A 24,823-nucleotide genomic window follows, 5' to 3' on the forward strand; every position below is an offset into this window, starting at 1 on the left:
CCTCCGTCCCGTCACCTCGCCGACTGGAGGCCGCGTGCGCGGCCCGTTCGCGTGCGCGAGGCCGTCCGGCCGTGTCCCGAAGGGCTGCGTTTCTGCCACCTCTGTGGCAGTTCGGCCGAAGACCCATGGTCCGGCTGCCACAACCGTGGCAGGATCGGCGGAGCAAGGGCCGCCGTAACGGCTCTTCCTGACGCGGGGGACCAGCCGGTGACAGAAGCCTTCTCCGTGCCGCCCGCCCCCGGTCCCCGGCTGGCGGCGGCCGTCGAGCGGGTCGTCCGCCTGGGCGCCGGGCTCGGCCGGAGCCGCGACGAGATCCTCGGCCCGGAGGCCCTCCATCACGCTTGCGGGGTCCCCCTCGAGGTCGTCCGGGCGCTCCTGCAAGGGCGGCCGGCCGGTGAGCCGGACATCCACGAACGCTTCCGCCAGCGCCTGGACCTGCTCCACGAGACCTGCCGCAAGGACAACGGCCGGAAGTTCTCGCACGGGGAGATCGCCCGGGAGAGCGGTATCTCCCGGCAGCAGGTCCAGGCACTGTTCGGCGGGCACCGCCGGCCGACGATGGACCACTGCGCACGGCTGGAGAGGTTCTTCGGCCGGCCGGCCGGGTTCCTCCAGTCGGAGGACGCCGAGGCCCTGAGCTGCGCCGTGGCCGCCGTCGAGAAGACGCTCCTCCAGGAGCACCGGGAGCGCAGCGAGCGCGACGCACTCGCGGCAGCGCCGGCCGGGGCCGGGCGGCGGCCGAGTCTCTACGAGCGGCACGGCGTCGACGGCATCGCGCTGCGCGCGGCTCTCCTCCCCGACCGGGGGCGCACCAGACTGCTCGAGTGGCTCGACCACTACCTGGACCACTGCATGGACGAGGGCGGGGCCGAGCAGGATCCCGGCCCCGCCGGCGAACGGTCCTGAGGCGAGCCTCCCGGCGCGCGTCGGGAGGCCGGGGAAGCCCGTCGCCGGCCATCCCGGCACGGGGGGGCTTATCGGGCGGCCGGCCGCCGTGGCACGGTACGGACGGGTCGAGAGGAATGCGCGGGGTACGGGTTCCCGCCTCCGCGGAAGAGGGCATTGGGGAGTCACGTGTTCAAGCAGCGGCAGTTACGGCAGTCCGTCAGCGCCATGGTCGGCGGCATCGGCCATCTGAAGTCTCCGGTGCCGGCCGAGGTGATCTGCCGGGCGCTCTGCGACGCCATGGGCCGGCGCAGGGGCCGGAGGATCGAGTTCCGCAGCACCTCCTTCCCTCCGGGCACCGCCAGCGGCCTCGCTCTGGACCTCGGTGACCGGGACCTGGTCGTCGTCGAACAGCGGACCGTCGCCGAACACCAGATCGTCATCACCGGGCACGAACTGCGCCACCTTGAGCTCGGGCACTGCCACCAGCACGTCTCCGAGGGCGCCGTGGCCGCGCGGCTCCTCCACCACGACGCCGATCTGCGGGGGGTGGTCGCGTCGGCGCTGGCGGTCGCCGGCCGGCAGAGCCCCGTGCTGCTGAAGGAGGACGGGACCGCCGCGCGCAGGCACCGGGGCGAGGAACGGGCGGCCGAGCGCTACGGGCTGGAGCTGGCGCACGCCGTACGCCACCTCCTGACCGCCTCCGACGCCCCCGAGCTCGACCGGAACACCCGCTCCGGCCGGATCGAGGCCGCGCTCTGCAACCACGGGATCCGAGGCTGAGCGTGCCCGATCCGACCGTTCTCTTCCCCACCGTGCTGGGCGGCGTGGCCGCCCTGCTCAGGCTGCCCGGTCTGCTGCGCAATCCCCGCGATCCCCTGCTCCGGGCGGTCATGGCCATGCTGCTGTCGGGGGTGGGGGTGTTCTTCTTCACCTCCGTCCCCGTGGTCGCCGAGGTCAACGAGCTCACGGGCGTACCGAACTCCGCGGCCCCCTTCGACTACTTCTGGGCCATGGCCTGCGCGGCCTCGGGCATCGTGCTGATCATCAACTGGCGGGGAGGGTCCCCCGAACGCATCCGGCGGGCCACCCGCTGGTGCATAGCGGCCTACGGGGCGCTCTGCACGGCCATCGCCGTCCTGTTCGCGCTGGCGGAGGCGCCCGTCGAGCGGCTGCGCGACCTGGACACCTACTACGCCAACACCCCGTATATGCGTGAGATGATCGTGCTCTACCTCGTCGGCCACACCGCGGCGTCGACCGTCATGACCTCCCTGTGCTGGCGCTGGCTGCGCCATGTGGGAGGGGAGCTGAGGGCGGGCCTGGCCCTCGTGGTGACGGGCTACGCCCTCGCGATCTGCTTCGGTCTCCTCAAGTTCACCGCCCTGGGCGCGCGATGGGCCGGAGCGGACTGGGACGTCCTCAGTACCGAGGTGGCACGGGCCTGCACCTCGGTGGCCGCTCCCCTCATCGCGATCGGCATGGTGCTCCCGATCGTGGTACGGCGCTTCCGGGGACGCTGGCGGGACTGGACCCACTACCGGCGGCTGGAACCGCTTTCGCGGCTGGTGGGCGGGCTGGCACCGGCTCCGGCGGCGGTCAGCGTGCCGCTGCTGGCGTCGGTGGGCGTACGGCGCCTCCAGCGGGAGTCGCTGATCCACGACGGACTGCTCACCCTGAACCCCTACTTCGACCTCGGCCTCCGGGCCCGCGCACTGGCCGAAGCGGTGGCCCGCGGCGCCACCGCCGACCACGCGGAGGCCGGCGCGGACGCCGCCATGGTCCTCGCCGCGGTGGAGACGATGCGCGCCGACCCCGAGCGACGGGTGATCGCCTCCTCGCGGACCCTTCAGGAACCGGCGGGCAAGGACCGCGACCTGATCCGCATCTCGCAGGCGCTCGTGCACACCTCGAAGAGGGCCGTCGCCGGTCCGGCAGCCGAGGGGGCCGCACGTTGAGCAGTGTCTACTACTACCTCCCCGCCCTCCTGCTGCTGGTCTCCTTCGTGCTCAGGGTGCCCGGGCTCGTGCGGCACTGGCGTGATCCGCTGGTCCGTTCCGTGGGCGTGGTGATCCCGCTCGGCGCGGTGGTCTTCTTCTTCGCCGCGCCGCCGACGGTGTCCGAGGTGAACGCGCTCACCGGCGTCGCCAACTTCTCGGCTCCGCTGGTCTATGCCGTCGTCACCGCCGGGAGCGCCTGCGTCATCAACCTGATGCTGACCTGGCAGGGCGGGCCCGAGGAACGGCGCCGTGCGGCCGCCCTCTGGTGCGCCGGGGTCTACGGGGCGGTGATCGTGGCGCTCCTCGCCCTGTTCGCCCTCGGCAACGCTCCCGTCGAGCGGCTCCGGGACTTCGACACGTACTACTCCACCAGCCCCTACCTGCGCGAGATGATCGTCCTCTACCTCGTCGCCCACGCGGTGGCGACGGCCGTCCTGTCGGTCCTGTGCAGGCGCTGGGCGCGCGAGGTGACCGGTCTGCTGCGCGCCGGGCTCGTCCTCATCGGGACCGGAGGGGTCCTGGGGCTCGGTTACACCGTGGGCAAGCTCGTCGCCGTCGGCGCCCGCTGGACCGGCCACGACTGGGACGGGATCAGCACGACGGTGGCCCCTTCCATGGCCGCCCTCTCCTCGCTGCTGCAGTGCGTCGGGTTCGCCCTCCCCGCCGTCGGCGGGAGCCTGCGCAACCAGTGGAAGCGGTGGTCGCGGTACCAGCGGCTGCGGCCCCTGTGGGAGGTCATGCGCGTGGTCATCCCGTACGAGCTGGTGCGGATCCCCCCGTGGTCCTCGCTGAGCAGGCGCCACCTGCGGCGGACGTGCGACATCCGGGACGGGCTGCGGCTCCTCGCCCCCTACCTGGAAAGGGTCCCGCTGACGGACGCGCCCGGGCCCGCGGCGGGCCCGGGCGCGCTGAAGCCGGAGGCCGCGGCGCACGCCGCACTCGTCGTCGCCGCGTTCGACTCGCTGGGGGCCCGTCCCGGCGGCGCCGGCGCCGGCGGGGTCCAGGGCCTGATCGACAGTGAGGAAGGACTCCTGTGCCTCTCCGACGCGGTGCGGCTCCTGACGCCCCGCGGCGGTCTCACCGGCGCCCACCACGGCCGCCGGAGCGAGGACGGCACGTCGGCGGCCCCGCAGAGGGCGGTGTCATGAACGGCGGTGCCATGAACGGTCCGTGTACCGCTCCCGCACGGACGGTCCGCCGGCGCGCGCTCGTCATCGGCGGGGGGACGGCGGGGATGCTGGCCGCCGCCGCGCTGCGGGGCGCCGTCGACGAGGTCCTCGTCGTCGAGGCCGACGAGCTGCCCGACGGGCCGCTCCCCCGCAAGGGGCTTCCCCAGGCGCGCCACGCGCACATGCTCTGGAGCGGCGGCGTACGGGCCGCCGAAGCGGTCCTGCCCGGGATCACCGCCCGCTGGCTGGCCGCCGGCGCGAACCGCATCCCGACCCCGACGGGCATGGTCGCGCTCACCTCCCAGGGCTGGCTGAGACGCTGGGACCGCGAGACCCACTTCGTCCTGGGATGCAGCCGCGACCTCCTGGACTCCGTCGTACGCGACCACGTCCTGGGCGCAGAGGGGGTCACGGTCCTGCAGCGCACCCGGGTCGAGGGCCTGACCGGCAGCGCGTCCCGGGTCACCGGGGTACGGGTGCGCGGGGCGGACGGCCGAGAGACGGTCCTGGAGGCCGACTTCGTGGTCGACGCGAGCGGACGCGCCTCGCGGGCGCAGCGCCACCTTGAGTCGCTGGGGGTGCGCCCCGCGCCCGAGCGCTCCCTGGACCTCGGCCTGGTGTACGCGACACGGGTGTTCCGCGCCCCGGAGGGAGCCGAGGGGTTCCCCATCGTCAGCGTGCAGTCGGATCCCCGCAGCGGGCGGCCCGGGCAGAGCGCGAGCATCCTGCCGGTGGAGGGCGGGCGGTGGATCGTCACGCAGACGGGAACCAGGGCCGGTGCCCCGACCGGTGACGCCGAGGGCTTCGCGGCGTTCCCGCGCGGGCTCCGCCACCCCGTCGTCGGGGAGATCATCTCCCGCCTCGAACCGCTCACCGGCGTTTCGCTCAGCAGGAGCACCCGCAACACCCGGCGGTACTTCGAGCGGGTACGGGACTGGCCCGAACGGTTCGTCGTCCTGGGCGACGCCCTCGCGGCGTTCAACCCCCTGTACGGGCACGGCATGTCCGTCGCGGCGCAGACGGCCGCCGTCCTGCGCGAGGAGGCCGGGCTGCGCGGTGTGGATGCCCCGGGGTTGGCGCGGCGCGTCCAGCGGGCCATGGCGAAGCCGGTCGGGGCGGCCTGGGAACTGGCCATGGGGCAGGACGTGTTCTACCCGGAGGTCCAGGGCGGCGCTCCGGGACTGCGGGACCGGGTCCTCGCCAGGTACGTGGACCGTCTGGTGAGGACGAGCTGCGGGAGGTTCAGCATGGTGGAGGACCTCACCGACGTCACCTCGCTCCAGGCTCCGCTGACCTCGCTGGTCAGGCCGCGCGTCCTGCTGGGGGCCGTACGGGGGCCGCGGTACCCGCCGCTGAGCGGGCCGCCCCTGACGGCGCGGGAGCTGGCGCTCGTCGGCGGCGGCCGCGGGTGACCGGCGCTCCGACGCGCCAGCTCCCCCGATCCCTTCGCCGGCGGGACCCGGGGGGAGCAAGATGGGACCGGGCAGAGACGCACCGCCTGGTGGGGCGTGATCGCAGTGGGGTGAGGAAGATGGGCTGGCGGCACACGGACGCGGAGACCCCCGTGCGGCGCGGCGCCGACGGGCAGTTCTACGTGGCGGCCCAGGACGTCACCGCGATCCTCCGCGACATGGCACGGACCTTCGACCTGCACGCCCGGTCCGACGGGGGCGCCTGGACGGCCGGAGACCGGACGACCCCGGTCCGTCTGGACGAGGACACGATGCGGACGGTCGCGAGCATCCTGCGCGCCCAGGCCGACGAGATGGACGACCAGCTCATCGCCATCGCCGCGACCAGCACGGCCCGCACGGCCGGCTCCCCTTCGGCCTGGCGCCAGGAGGCGGCGAAGCCGGCTGCGAAGGGCCGGGGCAGGCGGAAGAACTGTGACGGGGCGGCCTGAGGCGGTGAGCCCGGCCCCGGCCCGCCGGCTCCCCCCAAGCGGCCGCCGGGGACGGCCGGCGGACCGTGACAGCGGTCAGGGCCGGTCCAGGCCCCAGGTCTGCAGGACGTACGGCCGGCCCTTCTCCTCGCCCGTGATCGGCGGTACGTCGAGCAGTCGGAACCCCGCCTTGCCGGCCACGGCGACGCTGGCGGCGTTCTCGGCCTCCAGTTCCAGGATCACCTGCCGCACGCCCCACTGCTCGAAGGCGTACGCGGCCATCACCCGCACCGCCCGGGCCGCCAGGCCCTGCCCCCGGTGCGCGGGGCCCACCGCGTAGCCGATCTCCGTGCCCTCGGGGGCGCGGCGCAGCATGACCTCGCCGAGCGGGGCGCCGCCGTCGACGGTGATGGCGAGGAGGATGGTGGTGCCCTCCTGGCGCAGCTGCCGGGCCCGGACGAGCCGTGCGCGGGCGGCCGCTTCGTCGAAGGGCGAGACGATCGGCGTCCAGTACGCGATGTCGGGGTGGTCGAACAGCTCGGGCATCGCGGCGAGGTCCCCCTCCGCCCAGTCGCGCAGGACAAGCCCCTCCCCCGGCAGTTCGATGCGCTCGGGCAGGGACGACGTGGAGCTGCTCATGCTGGAGGACCTCTCTGGCCTGTTCGGGACAAGGCAAGATACCCGGGGGCGGGGCGGGCGCACGCGTGGATTTCCCGTGGAGTGGTCCAGCCAACGGGTGTGCGCTCCCTGACCGGTGAATCCGAGGACGACGGCATGGTAACGGGCGAGGCCCAGTGCCTCGGGCCGACGGGGCGCGGGGGCCATGTCCGCCGACGGGTCAGGGGCCGGCCGGAATCCTGTCCGCCTCTTCCGGCTCCGGCCAGTTTGCCCCGGTCCGCGTGGCGGGTCGCGACCGCCCTTCGATTCCGCTTCGAGGGATTCTCGCTCGGGCCGTGGCAACGTCGTTGCGCCAGGCTCCACTGGGGACGAAAGGATGCAGGAAATGACCAAGTCAAGGCGCAAGTTCGGCATCGCCGCCATGGTGGCCGCGTTGGTGGCCGTGATGATCACCGTCGTGGGACCGCAGGGGGCGAGTGCGCAGGACCAGTCGCGCCGGGGCTGGGACCACTTCGGGTTCGGGGTGCCGTGGGAGGATTCCTACGGGTACTCGCAGGCCATCAGGGCCGGTGACACGGTCTACATCTCGGGTCAGCTGTCGCACGACGCGGCCGGGAACATCGTGGGGGTGGGCGACTTCGAGAAGCAGGTGCGCCAGTCGTTCGCCAACCTGGACAAGGTGCTCGCGCACTACAAGATCCCGCGCAGCCAGATCGTCAGCATGAAGATCTACACCAAGGACCTGCGCAAGAACTTCGACACGGCGGCGCGGCTGCACAAGGAGTACAACGGCAACCACAAGACGACCGACACCATCCTCGGCGTCAGTGACCTGGCCTTCCCCGACCAGCTGGTGGAGATCGAGGCCGTCGCGCTGGTGAAGCCGCGCTCCTGACCGAGCGGGCCGCGCGGTGACCGCCGCGCGGCCGCTCAGCGCACGACGGCGGCTCCGCCGAGTACGGGAGCCGCGACACACCCCATGGAGCAGGACACGGCCGGAGGATCCGGGCCCCGTACGGCGGCCCTGAGCTCCGGCTCGGCGGACATGTGCGCATGCGTCCGAGCACTCGGGCGGCGAAGGCCCTCCACCGGCGTGGGGGGCCTTCCGTCTGCCGCGGGACGGGCTCCCGTTGCGCGGCAGACGAGTACGGTCGGGCAGGGCTTTTCCGGTCAGTAGCGGACCCAGAGGACGATGATGTCCTGGCGGTCGGAGCTGAGGGGCTCGCAGAAGAAGACCGGGCCCTAGGTCTAGGGCAATGCGGTCGACCGGATCCGGTTCCGGTTCTGATGTCGACTCTTGGCGTCAAGGGATTCTTGACAAGTGAGGGGTGTCAAGGTTTCCTTGACGCATGATGTCGATCTTGAAGTCGAGTCGGACTTCGTCCGATGTGTCCTTGGCCGCCGTGATGCCGGTCCCCGTGATGTTGTTCGTGGTGGCGTTCTTGTTCGGTGACCGGCTCGGGGGTGTCGTCTCCGTCGTCCTCGTGGTGGCGGGGCTCGGGGTGCTGGCCTGGGCGGGGGCCGTCACCCGGGCGAAGGCCGGGGAGCGGGCCCGGCGGGACGAGGCCGTGCTCGACGCGCTCGAGCCGCTCGCGGGGCTGCGCCGATGAGTGACGGACCGCTGCTCCACCCCGCGGAGATGGACCGGATCCGGGAGGGGATCGCCGCGGCCGTACTGGAAGCGCCCGAGGGGCTGGCCGCGTCGCTCGAGCACGACGCCCACGGGTACCTGCGGCTGGTGGACGCCTCGCGCGTCGGTGCCGAGGAGGCGAGCCGGCTGCTGCGCGAGGCCGTTCAGGGTGCCAGGGCCGCCGGCCACTCCTGGGACACCGTGGGCCGGGTGCTGGGAGTGAGCCGTCAGGCCGCCCAGCAGCGGTTCGCGAGCAAGGCCGCGGCCGCGCCGGCCGCCGGAGGGACGGACGGCCCGGCGCGCCGCACCCTCAAGGGGCTGTCCGCGTTCAACGAGATGACCGCCCTGGAAGAGGCCGGCCGCGACGGCTGGCACCTGGTCGGCTACGGCCCCCTCTTCCACACGGTGGAGGCGTCCGGCCGGCCGTGGGAGCACTGCCGGGTCACCCTCCCGTCCGGCGCGCGGCAGCGGCGGATGCAGGACGAGGGGTGGATCCCGGTGGGTGCGGGATGGTTCCCGTGGCGGTACTACAAGCGGCCCCTCGGGTCCGACGGCTGACACGCGGGAGGAAATTCCCTGTTGGGGGCGGTGGGCCCCGGAGCAGAATCGGGTCATGGACGAGATGGGGGAGTTCCGGGAGGCCGTGGCCCGGTCGGCGGCCGGCGGGGGTGCCTTCGGGGAGGCGGCCCCTGGAGTGCGGGGGGCCGTGCTCGTGGAGGGGCCCAGTGACCACGCCGCGCTGGAGGCGCTGGCCCGGAGGCTCGGCAGGGACCTGGAGGCCGAGGGGATCTGCGTGCTGTCCATGGGCGGGGCGACGAACGTCGCGCGCTACGCCGAGCTCCTGGGGCCGCCGGGCCTGGGGCTGCGCCTCACCGGGCTGTGCGACGAACAGGAGCGGCCCTTCTACGACCGTGCGCTGGAGGAGGTCTTCGTCTGCGTCAAGGACCTGGAGGAGGAGCTGATCCGGGCGCTGGGCGTGGCGAGGGTGGAGGAGATCGTCGAGGCCGAGGGGGAACTCGGGCCCTGGCGGACCTTCACCCGCCAGCCCGCACAGCGGGGGCGCAGCCCGGAGCAGCGGATGCGGCGCTTCCTCGGTACGCAGAGCGGGCGGAAGATCCGTTACGGGCGGCTGCTGGCCGGGGCCCTCGACCCCGCGTCCGTCCCCGGCCCCCTGGACGCGCTGATCGGACGCCTGTAGCCGCCCGGCGGTGCGGGCACGGACTCCCGTGCCCCGGGGTTGCCCCCTGCTCGAAGGGCCTCGAAGGGCCTCGAAGGGCTTGGGGGAGCGTGCCGGGCGCCGGGGGCGGCGCCGTGCGGCACTTCCGTGACACCCCCTACCCCGCCTGGAGGGCCGCCAGGCGCTGTGCGAAGGGGGTGAGCGCGGCCGCCGGGGACGGCGGCAGGGAGGTGACGGCTCCGGTGGGGGAACGGGGGGCGGTGGCCGGGGCGGTGACGGGGTGGGGGGTCAGGAAGCGGGCGAGTTCGGTGCCCGCGCGGGTGATGCGGCGGGCCAGGCCCTCCTCGCCCCAGTCCTCCGAGGCGGCGTACACGGCGGTGGGGACGACGAGGGCGCGCAGGTAGGTGAAGAGGGGCCGCAGGGCGTGTTCGGTGACCAGGGAGTGCCGGGCGGTGCCGCCGGTCGCGCCGAGGAGTACGGGCGTGCCAGTGAGGGCGTCCTTGTCGAGGAGGTCGAAGAAGGACTTGAACAGGCCGCTGTAGGAGCCGGCGAAGACCGGGGTGACGGCGATCAGGGCGTCCGCGGCCGCCACCGCGTCGAGGGCCGCGGCGAGGCGGGCGGACGGGAAGCCGGTGGTGAAGTGCTGGGCGATCTCCGTGGCGAGTTCCCGGAGTTCGATCACCTCGGGCCCGGCGTCCGGGCGGGCGGGGGCGGCCGCGGCTTCGAGGGTCGCGGCCGTGAGGCGGTCGGCGAGGAGGCGGGTCGAGGAGGGGGAGCTCAGGCCCGCGGAGACGACGACGAGTTTCATGCGCGGGTCTCCTCGTGGGCGGTGGCCGCCGCGGCCGCGACGCGGGCCGCGTGGGTGGGGGCGTCCGGGACGCCGGCGGGGCGGAGGTTCGCGAACTCCTTGCGCAGGACGGGGACGACCTCTTCGCCGAGGAGGTCGAGCTGCTCCAGGACGGTCTTCAGGGGCAGGCCGGCGTGGTCGACGAGGAAGAGCTGGCGCTGGTAGTCGCCGGCGTAGTCGCGGAAGGAGAGGGTGCGCTCGATGACCTGCTGCGGGGATCCGACGGTGAGGGGGGTCTGGGAGGTGAACTCCTCCAGGGAGGGGCCGTGGCCGTAGACGGGGGCGTTGTCGAAGTACGGGCGGAACTCGCGGACCGCGTCCTGGGAGTTGCGTCGCATGAAGACCTGGCCGCCGAGGCCGACGACGGCCTGTTCGGGGGTGCCGTGCCCGTAGTGGGCGTAGCGCTCGCGGTACAGGTTGACCATCTGCCGGGTGTGGGAGGCGGGCCAGAAGATGTTGTTGTGGAAGAAGCCGTCGCCGTAGTAGGCGGCCTGTTCGGCGATCTCGGGCGAGCGGATGGAGCCGTGCCAGACGAAGGGGGCGACGCCGTCGAGGGGGCGGGGGGTGGCGGTGAAGGACTGGAGCGGGGTACGGAACTTGCCCTTCCAGGTGACGGTGTCCTCGTCCCAGAGGCGGCGCAGGAGGGCGTAGTTCTCGATGGCGAGGTCGATGCCGTCGCGGATGTCCTTGCCGAACCAGGGGTAGACCGGGCCGGTGTTGCCGCGGCCCAGCATCAGGTCGACGCGGCCGTCGGCGACGTGCTGGAGCATCGCGAAGTCCTCGGCGATCTTCACCGGGTCGTTGGTGGTGATCAGCGTCGTGGAGGTGGAGAGGATCAGGTTCTCGGTGCGCGCGGCGAGGTAGCCGAGCAGGGTCGTCGGCGAGGAGGGGACGAACGGCGGATTGTGGTGCTCGCCGGTGGCGAAGACGTCGAGGCCGACCTCCTCGGCCTTCTGCGCGATGGCGAGCATGGCCTTGATGCGCTCGTGCTCGCCGGGCGCGCGTCCGGTCGTCGGGTCGGTGGTGATGTCGCCGACGGTGAAGATCCCGAACTGCATGGCTCCCCTTCCAAGGTTGTTTATGTTTCAACTATACCGGGGAACGGAGGGTGCGTCCGGGGTATTCCCGGGGGTGCGGGAGGGCGCTGTCGTCCGTACCGGCGGCCGGGGCGGCGGTAGGGTGCGGGGCGTGTCCGGGACTGAGCGGGATCTCGTCGGCTACGGGGCCGTGCCGCCGCATGCGAGGTGGCCCGGCGGGGCGCGGGTCGCCGTGAGCCTGGTGCTGAACTACGAGGAGGGCGGCGAGCGCAGCGTCCTGGAGGGGGACGACGGCTCCGAGGGGTACCTGCACGAGATCGTGGGCGCGCCGCCGGTGGCGGGCGGGCGGGACCTGAACGTGGAGTCGATGTTCGCCTACGGGGCCCGGGCCGGGTTCTGGCGGGTGCACCGGACCCTCTCCGCGCACGGGGTGCCGCTCACGGTGTTCGCGGTGGGGCGGGCCCTGGAGCGCAATCCCGACGCGGCACGGGCCATGGGGGCCGCCGGCTGGGAGGTGGCGGGGCACGGGTGGCGGTGGATCGACTACCGCGAGGTGCCCGAGGAGGCCGAGCGGGCCGACATCGCGCGCACGGTCGAGACGATCGGGCGGCTCACCGGGCGCCGGCCCGTGGGCTGGTACACCGGGCGGACCAGTCCCCGTACGCGCCGGCTGGTGGCGGAGGAGGGCGGGTTCCTGTACGACTCCGACGACTACTCCGACGACCTGCCGTTCTACGCCGCGGCGGGCGGGCGGCCGCACCTGGTGGTGCCGTACGGGCTCGACGCCAACGACTTCAAGTTCCTGATCGTGCACGGGTTCACCACCGCCGACGACATGCTCGCGTACCTGGTCGACACCTACGACACGCTGCACGCGGAGGGGGCCGACCGGCCGCGCATGATGAGCGTCGGCCTGCACTGCCGGATCATCGGGCGGCCCGGGCGGATCCGGGCGCTCGACGGGTTCCTGAGGCACGTCGCGCAGCTCGGCGGGGGGTGGGTGGCCACGCGCGAGCAGATCGCGCGGCACTGGCTCGCCACGCACCCGCCGGACTGAGCCGGCGGGGACGAGACCTGCCGGTGCCGGCGCCCCGGTGACGGGGCGCCGGCACCGTTGCGGGCGGGCCGTTCCTTCAGCGGGCGGCCGCCGCAGCCGGGGCGGGAGCGGCAGCGGGAGCGGAAGCCGCCCGGTGCTTGCGGGTGTGGTCGCGGAGCAGGAGGCAGACGGCCGCTCCGGCGGCGAGGACGAGCACCGGCAGGACCGCGGTGGTGTGCAGGGTCGCGGTGAAGGCGACGGCGTAGGTCTTGCCGGTCGCCAGCTCGGCGGCGAGGCGGCCCTGGAGCAGTGCGCCGACCGCGGCCGCGCCGACCACCGAACCGATCTGCCGGACCGTGTTGTTGACCCCGGAGGCGGCACCGGCCAGGTGGGGCGGGACGTGGCGCATGGCCTCGGTGGACATGGGGGCGATGATGCAGCCGACGCCGAGACCGGTGACGAGGGTGGCGGGGACGAAGGCGTACCAGGCGGTGGCGGGTGCGGCGATCAGGGCGATGGCGACGATGCCCGCGGTGTAGCAGGCGAGTCCGGCCAGCAGGACGTACTTGCCGCCGAAGCGGTCGGCGAGCCGGCCCGCGAAGGGTCCTACGGTCATCGACACCAGGGAGGACGGGGCGAGGACCAGGCCGGCCTTGATCGCGCTGAGGCCGAGGACGGACTGCAGGTAGAGGTTGAACGGCAGGACCAGCCCGAGCATGGCCACGGAGACCAGGCCGACCAGTGCCGTCATCGCGGTGAAGTTGCGGTCCCGGAAGAGGGCGAAGGGGATGAGGGGCTCGCGGTCCTGCCGACGGCGCTGGTGCAGCAGGAAGGCGACGGCCATGGCGGCGCCGGCGGCCAGCAGGGCCCAGATTCCCGCGCCCCACTGGTAGTGCTGTCCTTCCTGGAGGCCGAAGGCCAGGCAGAACAGGGCCGCGCCGGAGAGCAGCACGCCGGTGAGGTCGAAGCGGTGGGTGCGGGCGGGCCGGATGTCGGGGACGACCAGGAAGGTCAGGGCGAGCGCGGCGAGGCCGATCGGAACGTTCACCAGGAAGATCCAGCGCCAGCCGACGGTGGAGACCAGGATGCCGCCCAGGGTGGGTCCCGAGAGGGTGGCGAGGCCGGCGACCATGCCCCAGACGCCCATGGCGGTGCCGCGCCGGGCGGCGGGGAAGACGGAGACGATGAGGGTCATCGTCTGAGGGGTGAGCAGGGCCGCGCCCACGCCCTGGACGACGCGGGCGGCGATCAGCGCGGTGGCGCCGGGTGCGAGCCCGCAGCCGACGCTGGCGAGGGTGAACACCGCGAGCCCGGCGGCGAAGAGGGTGCGGGGTCCGTGCAGGTCGCCGAGCCGGCCGGCGGTGATGATCAGCGCGGAGAGGGCCAGTGCGTAGCCGCTGACCACCCACAGGGTCTGGCCGAGCGAGGCCCCGAGGCCGCTCATCATGCCGGGGATCGCGATGTTCACGATCGTCAGGTCGAGCAGGGTCATGAAGAACCCGAGGGAGAGGGTCACCAGGACCGCCCAGGGGTTCGCTCGCCACTTCTGCACGGTCCGCTCCTTCTTCTGCGTTGCCGTCGGTCAGGCCGTCCGGGGACGACAATAACCCATCTTTTTCGATGTATCTAGATCGATGTATCTAGCGAGATGTATTCTGGGAGCATGAACGCAGTAGAGCTGTTCCTGCTGGGGCGCACCCTGATGAAGATCGGCGAAGGGGCCATGCCCGAACCCCAGGGCGGAGGCCGCCACGGCGGGAGCGTCCGGTCCGTCCTCATCGTGGCCAGCGACGTGGCCGCCCATGCCGACAGCGCGGTGGGAGAGATCGCCACCCGCACCGGCCTGCCCCAGAGCCAGGTCTCCACCGCCGTCGCCCGCCTCAAGGAGGCCGGGGCCGTCGTCACCGCCCCCGACCCCGCAGACCGGCGCCGCATGCTGGTCCGTCAGGCCCCCGAGGTGTCCGGCCGGGTGGCGCAGGTGCGGGCCGGCAGCGTCGAGGACGCCCTCACCACCGCCCTGGGCGAAGCCGCCCCCGAGCACCTCCAGGAGGTCGCCGACGCCCTGGAGGTGCTGGCCCGTCACCTTCCGCCGCAGGCCATGACCCGGTTGCAGAGCTGAGGGTCAGCCGAACCGGCCGGCCTGGTGGTCGCCGGCAGCGTCTCGCCCAGGGGGCGGGCGGGACGGCGCGGAGGCCGGCGCCCCTGTCGGGGTGCCGGCCTCCGGGGTGTCGGGGGGGCGGGGTCAGACGGCGGGTTCGGGTTCGGGCTGCGGGGTGGGGGCGGGCTTCCTGTCGCGCATGACCACCGTGGCCAGCAGGGCGGCGGCGAGGAGGCCGGCGGCGCTGAGGGTGAAGGTGGTGGCCATCGCCGAGGTGAAGGCCTCGCGGGCGGTGCGCAGCAGGCCGCTGTCACCGGGGGCGGCGGCCAGGGCGCCGGCGAGGGAGTGCCGGGCCCCGGCGGGGGCGTCGGCGGGCATCTTCGCCGTGTAGCCGCTGGTGAGCAGGGAGCCGAGGATCGCGATGCCGAGGGCGGTGCCGGCCTGCTGGATGGTGTCGTTGAGGGCCGAGCCGACGCCGGCGTGCTCCTCGGGGATGGTGCCCATCAGGGCGCCGACCGCGGCCGGCATGGCCAGGCCCGCGCCGAGGCCGAGGAGGCCGAGGGCGACGGCCGGGACGGTGAAGCCGGTGTCGGCGGTGACGGTGGTCAGGAGGGCGAAGGAGGAGGCCATCACGAGCATGCCGGCCAGGATCAGGGGGCGGTTGCCGATCCGGGCGGCGAGGCCGGCGCCGGCGCCGTTGCCGATGAGGGCGGCGACGGCCAGCGGCACGAAGGCGAGGCCCGCCTTGAGGGGCGAGTAGCCGAGGACGAACTGCAGGTACTGGGTGAGGACCAGCAGCAGGCCGCCGTTGCCGATCTGGACGAGGGTCAGCGAGAGCGAGCCGCCGCTGAAGTTGCGGTTCCCGAAGAGGAACAGGGGGACCATCGGGGAGTCGGTGCTCCGCTCCCAGAGCACGAAGCCTGCGAGGGCGACGACGGCGACGGCGAGGGTGAGGGCGGAGCGGCCGCCGAAGGCGCCGTGCTGCGGGATCTCGATGATCCACCAGACCAGGGCGGTCATTCCGGTGGCGGACAGGACGGCGCCCAGCGGATCGGGCTTCTTCCAGGGGCCCTTGGACTCCGGCATCAGGGTGAGGGCGGCGACCACGGCGAGGACGACGACGGGGACGTTGATCAGGAAGATCGACTGCCAGGAGAACCGGTCGATCAGGACGCCGCCGAGGACGGGGCTGCCGACCAGGCCGAGCATGGCGACGGAACCCCAGGCGGCCATGGCCTTCGGCCGCTCCTCGTCGTCGAAGACGGTGATGAGGATGGAGAGGGTGGAGGGCATGATCAGCGCGCCGCCGACGCCCATGACGACGCGTACGGCGATGACTTGGGCGGGGTCGGCGGCGAAGCTCGCGGCGAGCGAGGCGGCACCGAAGAGCAGCAGGCCGATCAGCATGATCCGGCGGCGGCCGAACCGGTCGCCGAGGCTGCCGGAGGTGAGCAGGAGGCCGGCGAAGACCAGGACGTAGGAGTCGAGGATCCACTGGGTGTCCTGGGCGCTCGCTCCGAGGTCGGCGGTCATGGACGGGACCGCGACGGTCAGCGCCATGGAGTCGACGACGAGGACCAGCGAGCTCAGGCACAGCACGATCAGGATCCACCAACGGCGTGGATTGCGGGTTTCCATGGTGGTTCCCTCTCGGTTTCCTCGGCGGGCCGGCGCCCGAGCGGCGTACGGCGTTGCTTGATGCGAACACCGTACGCATGATGGAACGGTGTTCGCAAGAGCCTTTCCCTGTACGCACAAAGGCCCTCCGGCCCGAACGGGCCGGAGGGCGGGTGGTGGTGAGGGCGGGTCAGACGGTGGCGAGGAACTCCCGGACCGCGGCGGCGAAGCCCTCGGGGTCGGCCTGCTGGACGAAGTGGTCGGTGTCCAGGGCCCGGTAGGCCGTGCGGGGGCGGCGGGCGGTCATGGCCCGGGCCTGCTCCTCGGGCAGGACCTGGCTGCGCAGGCCGTGGATCAGGAGGGCGGGGCAGTCGGTGGCGAGCCACTGCCGCCAGTGGTCGCCGTGGACCAGCGTCTCGGAGTCGACCGTGTCCTGGGGGTGGAAGGGCAGCCTCCAGCCGGAGCCGTCGGACAGCGGGCGCAGCACCGGCCCGAGGACGGCGGCGAGGGGGCCGCAGGAGGCGGCGAGTTCCTCGCGGGTGGGCGCCGTGTAGGGGAAGTCCAGCACGAAGGCGAGGGGGCTCGCGCCGTGGTCGGGCAGGTCGGCGGCGGTGTCGACGTCGATCAGCGCCTCGACCAGCTCCGGGCGTTCGGCGGCCAGGTGGTACGCGTTGACCGCGCCGAGGGAGTGGCCGAGGAAGACCGCCCGGTCGATGCCGAGGTGGTCGAGGAGGGCGACGAGGTCGGCGAGGTAGCCGGCACGGGTGTACTCGGGGGCGCGGTCGGAGTCGCCGTGGCCGCGCTGGTCGGGGGCGATCACCCGCCACTCGGGGCCGAGGGCGGCGGCCAGGGCCGTGAAGGAGGCGCCCTCGGAGAGGTGGCCGTGGAGGGCGACCAGGGGGCGGCCCGTGCCGCCGAAGTCCAGGTAGGAGAGGGCGCGGCCGTCGACGGTCAGGGTGGCGCGGGTCGGCTGGGCGGTGGCGGCGGCGACGGCGTTCATGTCGGGGCTCCCTGGATCGGATCGGGGTGGGCGGGCTTGCCGAGATCGACTATACGCATGTCTATGACAGTTGTTCAATACGATCGTCCAATACAGCCGTATGAATCGCTGCCGGTGCGGGCCGAGAGGGAATTGAGGAGGTCACGAGCCCGGGCTCCGATGCTGTCCGCCAAGGCCGGACGAGGGGTGGGGGAACGCGATGGGTCACTGTCCGCAGGACGACCGCGGCGGCCCCGACCCGCACCTCGGCCGGTACGCCGCCCGCACCGCGGGCATGACGGCCTCGGAGATCCGGGCGCTGTTCGCGGTGGCCAGCCGGCCGGAGGTGGTCTCGCTGGCCGGCGGGATGCCGCATCTCGCCGCGCTGCCGCTGGAGGAACTCGCGGCCCAGAGCGCGCGGATCATCGCCGAGGAGGGCCTGACGGCGCTGCAGTACGCCTCGGCGCACGGCCTGCCCCTGCTGCGGGAGCAGATCTGCGAGGTGATGGCGCTGGAGGGCGTCGCCGCCCGTCCGGACGACGTCGTGGTGACGGTCGGCTCGCAGATGGGCCTGGACCTGGTGGCCCGGCTGTTCTGCGATCCGGGTGACGTGGTGGTAGCCGAAGGCCCCTCGTACGTCGGCGCGCTGGGCTCCTTCGCCGCCTACCAGGCGGAGGTGGTGCACGTGCCCGTGGACGGGCACGGGCTGGTGCCGGACGGGCTGCGGGCGGCGCTGCGGCAGGCCAGGAACGCCGGGCGGCGGGTGAAACTGCTGTACACGGTGCCGAACTTCCACAACCCGTCCGGGGTGACGCTGGCGGCCGGACGGCGGGCGGAGGTCCTGGAGATCTGCCGCGCGTCCGGCGTGCTGGTGGTCGAGGACAACCCGTACGGGCTGCTCGGCTTCGACGGCCGCGTCCGCCCCGCGCTGCACTCCCTGGACCCGGAGAACGTGGTCTACCTGGGCTCGTTCTCGAAGACCTTCGCCCCCGGCCTGCGGGTCGGCTGGGTGCTGGCGCCGCACCCGGTGCGGGAGAAACTGGTGCTGGCGGCGGAGTCGGCCATGCTGTGCCCGCCCACGCTGAACCAGATGATCGTCTCGCGCTACCTGGCCACGCAGGACTGGCGGGGCCGGATCGAGTCCTTCCGGGAGATCTACCGCGAGCGCCGCGACGCCATGCTCGACGCCTTGGAGGAGTACCTGCCGCCGGGATGCACGTGGACCGAGCCGGACGGCGGGTTCTACGTGTGGGTGAAGGTGCCCGAGGGCGTGGACACGAAGGCGATGCTGCCGCGGGCGGTGGCCGCGCGGGTGGCGTACGCCCCGGGCACCGGGTTCTACACCAACGGGCTGGGCAGCCGCCGGATGCGGCTGTCCTACTGCTACCCCACGCCGGAGCGGATCCGCGAGGGCGTCCGCCGGCTGGCCGCCGTCCTGGAGGCCGAACCGGCCCTCGCGCACGCCTCCGCGGCCGCGGGCCCCGGCCGCACGGCGGGGCGGCGCGCGCTCGCACCGGAAGCGGTCTGACCGGGGCGGGACCCGTGGGGGCGACCGCCAGACGAAGGGACACGACAGTGAACAGCACCTGGTTCCGGCGCTACACCGCGGACGCGGGGCACGGTCCGCGGCTGGTGTGCTTCCCCCACGCGGGGGGCTCGGCGACGGCGTACAAGCCCCTGGCGCACGCGCTGGACGGGGAGCTCGACGTGGTCTCCGTGCAGTACCCGGGCCGTCAGGACCGGTTCGAGGAGACGCCGTTCACGGACCTGGAGCCGCTGGTCGAGGCGGTGGCCGGGGAACTGGCCCGGGGCCTGGCCGCCGACCCGGGACGGCCGTACGCCCTGTTCGGCCACAGCATGGGCGCGCTCGTCGCGTTCGAGACGGCCCGCCGCCTCGAAGGGGCCGGACTCCCCGGCCCTCAGCGGCTGTTCGTCTCCGGCCGGGGCGCGCCGGACACCCGTTCCGGCGCCCACTACCTGCGCTTCGAGGACGCCGACGTGCTGGCGGAGGTGCGCGGGCTGAGCGGCACCGACCAGGGGCTGCTGGACAACCCCGAGGTGCTGGAGATGGTGCTGCCGGCGCTGCGCGCGGACTACCGGGCCGTCGGCACGTACGTCTGGCGCGGTGGCGGGCCGCTCGCCTCCCCGGTGACGGCCCTGGTCGGGGACCGGGACCCGATGGTGACGGTCGGGGAGGCCTGGGCGTGGCGGGAGCACACCACGGGCGGATGCGCCCTGGAGGTCTTCCCCGGCGGCCACTTCTACCTCCAGGACCAGCTGGGCCCGGTCGCCTCGGCCGTCACCGAGGGTCTGCTCGCCCGGGCCTTCGCCTTCTGACCATCCCCACCGGAGACGACGGACGGGCCGGGGGATCCTGCGGGATCCCCCGGCCCGTCCGCCGTGTGTCCGGGGCCCGGTGGCCGGCCGGAACCGGCCGGCCCGGGCCCCGGTCAGAGGACGGCGCCGTCCTTCGTCCTCCTGCGCAGGCTCGGCCGGCTGGAGCGGGCGAGGTCCTTCCACATGTCGGACAGACCGGTGACGGTGCGCGCCGCGAACAGCCTGCGGATGGACACCTCCTGGTTCAGCTCCGCCCTGATCAGGCCGACCAGCCGGATGGCCCGCAGGGAGTTGCCGCCGAGGTCGAAGAAGTCGTCGTCGATGCCCACCCGGTCGAGCTCCAGCACCTCGGCGAACGCCTCGGCGAGCACGCGTTCGGTGTCGTTGCGCGGTGCCCGGTAGGTCCCGGCGGCGGACTCGGGCTCCGGCAGCGCCGCCCGGTCCAGCCTCCCGTCCGCCGTCACCGGCAGGCCGTCGAGGACGGTGAACACGGAGGGCACCAGGGACTCCGGCAGCCATCCGGCGGCGAACCGGCGCAGTTCCTCGGCCGATACGGTCCGGCCGGGCACCGGGACCACGTAGGCCACCAGCTGCTGGCGGCCCGCGCCGTCCTGCCGGACGGCCGCCGCGGACCGCGCCAGCCCGGTGTGCTCGGCGAGCACCTCCTCGATCTCGGCCAGTTCGACCCGGACGCCGCGCACCTCCGCCCGGGTGCCTGACGCGCCCACGTACTCCAGGAGGCCGTCGCTGCCCCACCGCACCCGGTCCCCGGTCCGGTACATCAGCGCGCCGGGCGGACCGGCGGGGCAGGGCACGAAGCGCTCGGCCGTCAGTGCGGCCCGCCCCGGATAGCCCCGGGCCACGCCGGGTCCGGCCACGTACAGCTCGCCGACGACGCCGACCGGGACGGGCGTGAGGCCCGGCCCGAGGACGTGCAGGGCGGCGCCGTCCGCCGGGCGGCCGACCGCGCCCGCGTGGCGCACCGGTTCGCCGGCGGCCAGCACGTGGCCGGCGGCGAACACGGTGGTCTCCACCGGGCCGTGGCCGTGGACGATCGTCAGGCCGGGGCAGGCCTCGCGGACCCGGCGCAGCGCGGCCGCGGGTGCGCGGTCGCCGCCGGTCCACACCTCGCGCAGCCCGGCGAGGCGTTCGGGGCGGTCCGCCGCGACCGCCGAGAACAGGCCCGCGGGCAGCCACACCGTGGAGATCCCGTCGCGCTCGCACGCCTCGGCGAGGGTGTCGACGTCGAGTCCGCCGGGGGGAGCGACGACCACCCGGCCGCCGTTCAGCAGGGGCGCCCAGAGTTCGAGGGCGAGGGCGGGGCCGGTGTGCGGGGCGTGCCACAGCACGGTGCCGCGGCCGGTCCGCCGGCGCTCATGGACAAACCGTGCCAGGCCGCGGTGCGTCAGGGCGACGGCGGCCCCGCCGGCCGGTGCGGAGCCGGGCAGCACTGCGGAGCCGGGCAGCACGGCCAGCAGGCCGGCCGGGCGCGGCGCGGGCGCGTCCTGCGGTACGGGGGCGCCGGCCTGGGAGAGGAGCTCCTCGAACACGGCCACCGGCAGGCCGGGGGCGTCCGGGAGCGCGGCGGGAGCGCCGGTGAGCAGGAGGCGCGCCGAGGCGGCGGCGGCCAGTTCAGCGGTCCGCCCGGCCGGGGCGGCCGGGTCGAGCGGCAGGTAGGCCCCGCCCGCCTTCACCACGCCCAGCAGGGCGACGGCCAGGTCCGCCGAGCGGGGCAGCGCGACCGCCACGACCGTCTCGGGCCCGACGCCCAGCCGGTGCAGCGCTCCGGCCAGGCGGGAGGCGCGTGCGTCCAGTTCGCGGTAGGAGAGCGCCAGGTCGCCGGAGACGAGCGCGAGGGCGTCGGGGTCCCGCCGGACCTGCTGGGCGAACAGCTCCGGAATGGTCGCTTCCGCACCGGGTGCGTCCGGGTCGTCCGTGGCGTCGGGGCCGGCCGTGGTGGCCGGGGCCGCCGGCAGCTGGTCCCGTCCGGCGGCGGCCACCGCGTCCAGGGCGCCGACCGGCCGGTCGGCGCCGGCCACGGCGGCACGGACGTAGGCGATCAGCTCCTCGCCGATGAAGCGGAGTTCCGCGCGGTGGTAGAGGCCGGCGGGGGCGTCGAGCCGGACGTACAGGTCGCTGTCGGCGCTCCCGTCGGTGTAGACGCCGATCGACAGCTCCTCGAAGGTGCCCGTCGTCGCGCCGGAGTAGCGTGCCGGGCTGTCGCCGAAGTGGAGCTGCTCCGCGAACTCGACGACGTTCACGACGGCGCCGAAGCTGCCGCGGCCGCTCAGCACGGTTCCGGCGGCGCGCTGGATGTCCGAGTAGTGGCAGGCGGTGTGGTCGAAGATCTCGTAGGTCTCGTCGGCGAGGGTCTCGGCGACCTCGGCGAAGGTGGCACCGAGCGGCACCTTCGCGCGGACCGGGACCACGTTCACGGCCAGGCCCGGCGTCCGGCTCGCCACCCCGACCCGGTTGCTCACGGCCAGGGAGAACAGGAACTCCGGCCGGTCGCAGCGGTGCCGCAGGAAGACGGCCGCGGCGGCGGTCAGCAGCTGCGAGGTCCACACGCCCATGGACCGCGCGGCCTCGGTCCAGGTGTCCGCCTCGGCGCGCGGAACGGTCAGCGTCCGGCTCACCATGCCGATGGTCTCGGCCACTTCCGACCAGCGGTCGGCGCTGCTCAGCGGCTCGCAGAGCACGGCGCGCTGCGCGTCGGAGAGGGCGACGCGCGGGACCTGCGCGGGCGCGGGGGCGTCCCGCAGGTAGTCGCGCCAGAAGGCGGTGTCCTCGGTGAAGCGGGGGGAGGAGAGGTACTCCACCGCCTCGGCCGCGAAGGACTCCACGTCCCACGGGTGCGCCGGCTCCGGCACCCGTTCCCCGCGCACCAGCGCGGTGTACACCTCGGCGAGCCGCCGCGAGAGCAGGCCGCCGGCGCCGAAGCCGTCGGAGATGAGGTGGTGGTAGGCGATCACCAGGAGGGAGCGGTCCGCGGCGAGCCTGACGACGCCGAGCCGGAACAGCAGGTCCCGCTCCAGGTCGAAGGGTTGGCGGACCATCTCGGCCAGGGCTTCGCGGGCGGCCCGTTCGGGGTCGGCCTCGGCGGTGAGGTCGAGGAGGAACGGCTGCCAGTCCCCCAGGTCCCGGGGGACCAGCCGCAGTCCGGCGCCCTCGTCGACGAAGTTGACGCGCAGGACCTCCGCCTCGGCCATCACGTGCAGGAACGCGGAGCGGATGGCCTCCCCGTCCAGCCCGCCGGCCACGTCCCACATGGTCAGCGCGTGGTTGGGCGTGTCGGGCGCCATCTTCTGCGCCCGCCACATCCCTTCGTGCGCGGACGACACACCGAACGAAGGCACACAGATCAACCCCTCAGCAGACAGGCCCGGGAATCGGCGGAACTCGCGGATCTCCCCCACCTTCGGGGAAGCGGTCCGGCCGTTCAAGACACCTGGGTGCCGGGCGGGACGGGCCGCCGCCGGGCCCGGGGCGTCCCGCCGGCGGGACAGCGCCCGCGCGGCCCGGCCGCCGCGGGATCAGCTCGGTGCGGCCGTGGCCAGCGAGGCCGCGATGTGCCCGGCGATGCGCCTCGGCGAGGGCTGGCGCAGCACCAGGTTCGCCCGGAGCTTCAGTCCGGTCGAGGCGGTCAGACGCTTGCTCAGCTCCGCGGACAGCAGGGAGTCGAACCCGATCTCCTTGAACTCCTGGTCGGGGTCGACCGAGGCGCTGGAGGCGTGTCCGAGGACGACGGCGACCTTCTCCAGGACGTGTTCGAGCACGAGCGCCCGCGCGTCCTCCTCGGAGAGGGCGGCGAGCCGCTCCGGCAGGGGGACGGCGTGCTCCCCGCCGGCGGCCGGGTCCGCGGCCGGGACCTCCGCCCGCTCCGCCACGGGCGCCGGCGCGGCCGTGGGCGTGGAGGCCAGCCAGTACGGCCGGCGCTGGAAGGCGTACGTGGGGAGGTCCGCCCGCGGGCGCTCCCCGAACAGGGCGCTCCAGTCCACGGAACCGCCGCGGACGTGGAGTCCGGCCAGTGAGCCCAGGACGGACTCCACCTCGTCTCGGTCGCGCCGCGAGGAGGACAGGACCAGCGCGTCGTCGAGGTCCTCGACGATCTCCTGGACGGGGACGGTCAGCACCGGGTGCGGGCTCATCTCGATGAACACCCGGAAGCCGTCGTCGGCCAGCCCCCGGACGGAGGATTCGAAAAGCACCTTTTCGCGGAGGTTGTCGTACCAGTACTCGGCGTCCAGCCGTGCGGTGTCGATGACCTCGCCGTACAGGGTCGAGCAGAAGGGGACCGCAGACGGCCGCGGGCGCACCCCGGCGAGCGGGCCGGTCACCTGCTCGCGGACCCGGGCCACGTGGTGGGAGTGGGAGGCGTAGTCCACGGCGATCCGCCGGGCCTGGACCCCGTCGGCCTTCATCTTCTCGACGAACTCGTCCAGTGCGTCCGGCTCCCCGGAGACGACCACCGAGCGGGGCCCGTTGACGACGGCGACGCCCAGCCGGCCGTTCCACGGGGCGAGGCGCTGCGCCACGAGGTCCGCGGACTCGGCGACCGAGGCCATCCCGCCGTGCCCGATCAGGTCCACCAGGGCCTTGCTGCGCAGGGCGACGACCCGGGCGGCGTCCCGCAGGGACAGCGCGCCGCTCACGCAGGCGGCGGCGATCTCGCCCTGGCTGTGCCCCACCACCGCGCCCGGTTCCACGCCCCAGGAGCGCCACAGGCCGGCCAGGGAGACCATCATCGCGAACAGCGCCGGCTGGACCACGTCCACCCGGTCCAGGGACGGCGCCCCCTCCACGCCGCGCACCACGTCGAGCAGCGACCAGTCGGCCCATTCGGACAGGGCGGCCGCGCAGTCGTCCAGGTGCCGGGCGAAGACCGGGAAGGTGTCGTACAGCTGCCGGCCCATGCCCACCCACTGCGATCCCTGCCCGGGGAACACGAAGGCGATGCCGCCGGGCTGCGCGGCCGTCCCGCGCACCACCGCGGGGGACTCGGCGCCGCCGGCCAGTGCGGCCAGCGCGTCCAGCAGGCCCTCGCGGCCGCGGCCCAGCACCACCGCGCGGTGCTCGAACCGCGACCGGTGCGCCACCAGGGAGGCGCCGACGGCGGCGAGGTCGGCGTCCGAGTCGGCGTCGAGGAAGGCGCGCAGCCGGGCCGCCTGCCCCCGCAGGGCGGCCGCGCTCTTGCCGGAGAGCGCCCAGGGCACCAATCCCCCGGCGACCTCCGGCCCCGCGGCGGGCTCGGGCGCCGGCTCCTGCGGGGCCTCCTCCAGGATCACGTGGGCGTTGGTGCCGCTGACCCCGAACGAGGACACCCCGGCCCGCCGCGGACCGTCGGGCCGGGTCCACTCCCGGCCCTCCACGAGCAGTTCGACCCCGCCGGAGGACCAGTCGACGTGCCGGGAGGGCTCGCCCACGTGGAGGGTCCGGGGCAGGTACCGGTGGCGCAGGGCCATCACGGCCTTGATGACCCCGGCGACGCCGGCGGCGGCCTGGGCGTGCCCC

The 24,823-nt window shown here is 74.1% G+C and carries 22 protein-coding genes; 14 read left to right on the top strand and 8 right to left on the bottom strand.

The genetic code is table 11. From position 1 onward, the window contains the following. Positions 1–207 precede the first annotated feature (207 nt). The 6 genes from VR44_RS04560 to VR44_RS04585 all read left to right on the top strand — a co-directional run bounded on the left by VR44_RS04560 (position 208) and on the right by VR44_RS04585 (position 5,957). Entirely contained in the window at positions 208–906 is a 699-nt protein-coding gene (locus VR44_RS04560; RefSeq protein WP_045946048.1) for a helix-turn-helix domain-containing protein, read from the top strand. A 168-nt stretch (positions 907–1,074) separates the two neighbouring features. Further along, on the top strand, positions 1,075–1,668 hold the full coding sequence (locus tag VR44_RS04565) for a toxin-antitoxin system, toxin component (protein WP_245691601.1): 594 nt from the start codon (positions 1,075–1,077) through the stop codon (positions 1,666–1,668). A gap of 2 nt (positions 1,669–1,670) precedes the next feature. Beyond that, on the top strand, positions 1,671–2,843 hold the full coding sequence (locus VR44_RS04570; protein ID WP_045946049.1) for an MAB_1171c family putative transporter: 1,173 nt from the start codon (positions 1,671–1,673) through the stop codon (positions 2,841–2,843). Then, the gene (locus VR44_RS04575; protein ID WP_052713459.1) at positions 2,840–4,033 is read left to right on the top strand and encodes an MAB_1171c family putative transporter; all 1,194 of its coding nucleotides are present in this window, start codon (positions 2,840–2,842) and stop codon (positions 4,031–4,033) included. Before VR44_RS04570 ends, VR44_RS04575 begins: the two co-directional genes overlap by 4 nt. 11 nt (positions 4,034–4,044) lie before the next feature. After that, positions 4,045–5,466: an FAD-dependent oxidoreductase gene (locus VR44_RS04580; protein ID WP_045946067.1), complete on the top strand. Its 1,422-nt coding sequence runs from the start codon at positions 4,045–4,047 to the stop codon at positions 5,464–5,466. A gap of 119 nt (positions 5,467–5,585) precedes the next feature. Continuing rightward, complete coding sequence (locus tag VR44_RS04585) at positions 5,586–5,957, top strand: hypothetical protein (RefSeq protein ID WP_045946050.1); 372 nt, start codon at positions 5,586–5,588, stop codon at positions 5,955–5,957. Positions 5,958–6,032: 75 nt separating this feature from the next. Here VR44_RS04585 and VR44_RS04590 read toward each other — a convergent pair whose 3' ends face one another. Further along, positions 6,033–6,575, bottom strand: a complete 543-nt coding sequence (locus VR44_RS04590) for a GNAT family N-acetyltransferase (protein WP_045946051.1) — start codon at positions 6,573–6,575, stop codon at positions 6,033–6,035. A 364-nt stretch (positions 6,576–6,939) separates the two neighbouring features. Here VR44_RS04590 and VR44_RS04595 point away from each other — a divergent pair, with 364 nt between their 5' ends. The 4 genes from VR44_RS04595 to VR44_RS04610 all read left to right on the top strand — a co-directional run bounded on the left by VR44_RS04595 (position 6,940) and on the right by VR44_RS04610 (position 9,382). Beyond that, a complete protein-coding gene (locus tag VR44_RS04595) occupies positions 6,940–7,449 on the top strand; it encodes a RidA family protein (RefSeq protein ID WP_245691602.1) in 510 nt (169 codons plus the stop codon). A 538-nt stretch (positions 7,450–7,987) separates the two neighbouring features. Beyond that, a complete protein-coding gene (locus VR44_RS04600) occupies positions 7,988–8,164 on the top strand; it encodes a hypothetical protein (protein WP_157880218.1) in 177 nt (58 codons plus the stop codon). Beyond that, on the top strand, positions 8,161–8,742 hold the full coding sequence (locus tag VR44_RS04605) for a hypothetical protein (protein ID WP_045946053.1): 582 nt from the start codon (positions 8,161–8,163) through the stop codon (positions 8,740–8,742). Before VR44_RS04600 ends, VR44_RS04605 begins: the two co-directional genes overlap by 4 nt. Positions 8,743–8,797: 55 nt before the next feature. Next, the gene (locus VR44_RS04610; RefSeq protein WP_045946054.1) at positions 8,798–9,382 is read left to right on the top strand and encodes a TOPRIM nucleotidyl transferase/hydrolase domain-containing protein; all 585 of its coding nucleotides are present in this window, start codon (positions 8,798–8,800) and stop codon (positions 9,380–9,382) included. Positions 9,383–9,518: 136 nt separating this feature from the next. On the opposite strand, the gene VR44_RS04615 is transcribed toward VR44_RS04610, so the two are convergent. Next, positions 9,519–10,169: a CE1759 family FMN reductase gene (locus VR44_RS04615; protein WP_045946055.1), complete on the bottom strand. Its 651-nt coding sequence runs from the start codon at positions 10,167–10,169 to the stop codon at positions 9,519–9,521. Next, complete coding sequence (locus tag VR44_RS04620) at positions 10,166–11,266, bottom strand: LLM class flavin-dependent oxidoreductase (RefSeq protein WP_045946056.1); 1,101 nt, start codon at positions 11,264–11,266, stop codon at positions 10,166–10,168. Before VR44_RS04620 ends, VR44_RS04615 begins: the two co-directional genes overlap by 4 nt. Before the next feature lie 130 nt (positions 11,267–11,396). Here VR44_RS04620 and puuE point away from each other — a divergent pair, with 130 nt between their 5' ends. After that, positions 11,397–12,302, top strand: coding sequence for an allantoinase PuuE (gene puuE, locus VR44_RS04625; RefSeq protein ID WP_045946057.1), 906 nt, complete (start codon positions 11,397–11,399; stop codon positions 12,300–12,302). A gap of 76 nt (positions 12,303–12,378) precedes the next feature. Here the strand turns inward: puuE and VR44_RS04630 are convergent, their stop codons facing one another. Then, positions 12,379–13,833 (bottom strand): DHA2 family efflux MFS transporter permease subunit, encoded by a 1,455-nt coding sequence (locus VR44_RS04630; RefSeq protein WP_045946058.1) that lies wholly within the window; start codon positions 13,831–13,833, stop codon positions 12,379–12,381. Positions 13,834–13,944: 111 nt separating this feature from the next. On the opposite strand from VR44_RS04630, the gene VR44_RS04635 reads away from it, so the two are divergent. Beyond that, on the top strand, positions 13,945–14,400 hold the full coding sequence (locus VR44_RS04635; protein ID WP_045946059.1) for a MarR family transcriptional regulator: 456 nt from the start codon (positions 13,945–13,947) through the stop codon (positions 14,398–14,400). A gap of 123 nt (positions 14,401–14,523) precedes the next feature. On the opposite strand, the gene VR44_RS04640 is transcribed toward VR44_RS04635, so the two are convergent. Beyond that, complete coding sequence (locus VR44_RS04640; protein WP_045946060.1) at positions 14,524–16,017, bottom strand: MFS transporter; 1,494 nt, start codon at positions 16,015–16,017, stop codon at positions 14,524–14,526. Positions 16,018–16,186: 169 nt separating this feature from the next. Beyond that, positions 16,187–16,996, bottom strand: a complete 810-nt coding sequence (locus VR44_RS04645) for an alpha/beta fold hydrolase (RefSeq protein ID WP_045946061.1) — start codon at positions 16,994–16,996, stop codon at positions 16,187–16,189. Between the two features lie 199 nt (positions 16,997–17,195). Between VR44_RS04645 and VR44_RS04650 the strand changes: the two genes are divergently transcribed. Both VR44_RS04650 and VR44_RS04655 read left to right on the top strand, forming a co-directional pair. Then, positions 17,196–18,503: an aminotransferase-like domain-containing protein gene (locus VR44_RS04650; protein ID WP_045946062.1), complete on the top strand. Its 1,308-nt coding sequence runs from the start codon at positions 17,196–17,198 to the stop codon at positions 18,501–18,503. 47 nt (positions 18,504–18,550) lie between these two features. After that, positions 18,551–19,312, top strand: coding sequence for a thioesterase II family protein (locus VR44_RS04655; protein WP_045946063.1), 762 nt, complete (start codon positions 18,551–18,553; stop codon positions 19,310–19,312). Positions 19,313–19,425: 113 nt separating this feature from the next. Here the strand turns inward: VR44_RS04655 and VR44_RS04660 are convergent, their stop codons facing one another. Beyond that, positions 19,426–22,728, bottom strand: a complete 3,303-nt coding sequence (locus tag VR44_RS04660) for a non-ribosomal peptide synthetase (RefSeq protein WP_342669296.1) — start codon at positions 22,726–22,728, stop codon at positions 19,426–19,428. A gap of 117 nt (positions 22,729–22,845) precedes the next feature. Beyond that, the coding region (locus VR44_RS04665; protein ID WP_045946064.1) for an acyltransferase domain-containing protein at positions 22,846–24,823 on the bottom strand (1,978 nt) is incomplete at its 5' end.

Origin of the sequence: Streptomyces katrae, from assembly GCF_000966975.1 — a bacterium.
GTDB classification, from domain to species: Bacteria; Actinomycetota; Actinomycetes; order Streptomycetales; family Streptomycetaceae; genus Streptomyces; species Streptomyces katrae.

Excerpts from the sequence above, each read along its gene's own strand:
- VR44_RS04580 (WP_045946067.1), top strand. The coding sequence starts at position 4,045 with ATGAACGGTCCGTGTACCGCTCCCGCACGGACGGTCCGCCGGCGCGCG.
- VR44_RS04585 (WP_045946050.1), top strand. The coding sequence starts at position 5,586 with ATGGGCTGGCGGCACACGGACGCGGAGACCCCCGTGCGGCGCGGCGCC.
- VR44_RS04590 (WP_045946051.1), bottom strand. The coding sequence starts at position 6,575 with ATGAGCAGCTCCACGTCGTCCCTGCCCGAGCGCATCGAACTGCCGGGG.
- VR44_RS04595 (WP_245691602.1), top strand. The coding sequence starts at position 6,940 with ATGACCAAGTCAAGGCGCAAGTTCGGCATCGCCGCCATGGTGGCCGCG.
- VR44_RS04605 (WP_045946053.1), top strand. The coding sequence starts at position 8,161 with ATGAGTGACGGACCGCTGCTCCACCCCGCGGAGATGGACCGGATCCGG.
- VR44_RS04610 (WP_045946054.1), top strand. The coding sequence starts at position 8,798 with ATGGACGAGATGGGGGAGTTCCGGGAGGCCGTGGCCCGGTCGGCGGCC.
- VR44_RS04615 (WP_045946055.1), bottom strand. The coding sequence starts at position 10,169 with ATGAAACTCGTCGTCGTCTCCGCGGGCCTGAGCTCCCCCTCCTCGACC.
- VR44_RS04620 (WP_045946056.1), bottom strand. The coding sequence starts at position 11,266 with ATGCAGTTCGGGATCTTCACCGTCGGCGACATCACCACCGACCCGACG.
- VR44_RS04635 (WP_045946059.1), top strand. The coding sequence starts at position 13,945 with ATGAACGCAGTAGAGCTGTTCCTGCTGGGGCGCACCCTGATGAAGATC.
- VR44_RS04640 (WP_045946060.1), bottom strand. The coding sequence starts at position 16,017 with ATGGAAACCCGCAATCCACGCCGTTGGTGGATCCTGATCGTGCTGTGC.
- VR44_RS04645 (WP_045946061.1), bottom strand. The coding sequence starts at position 16,996 with ATGAACGCCGTCGCCGCCGCCACCGCCCAGCCGACCCGCGCCACCCTG.
- VR44_RS04650 (WP_045946062.1), top strand. The coding sequence starts at position 17,196 with ATGGGTCACTGTCCGCAGGACGACCGCGGCGGCCCCGACCCGCACCTC.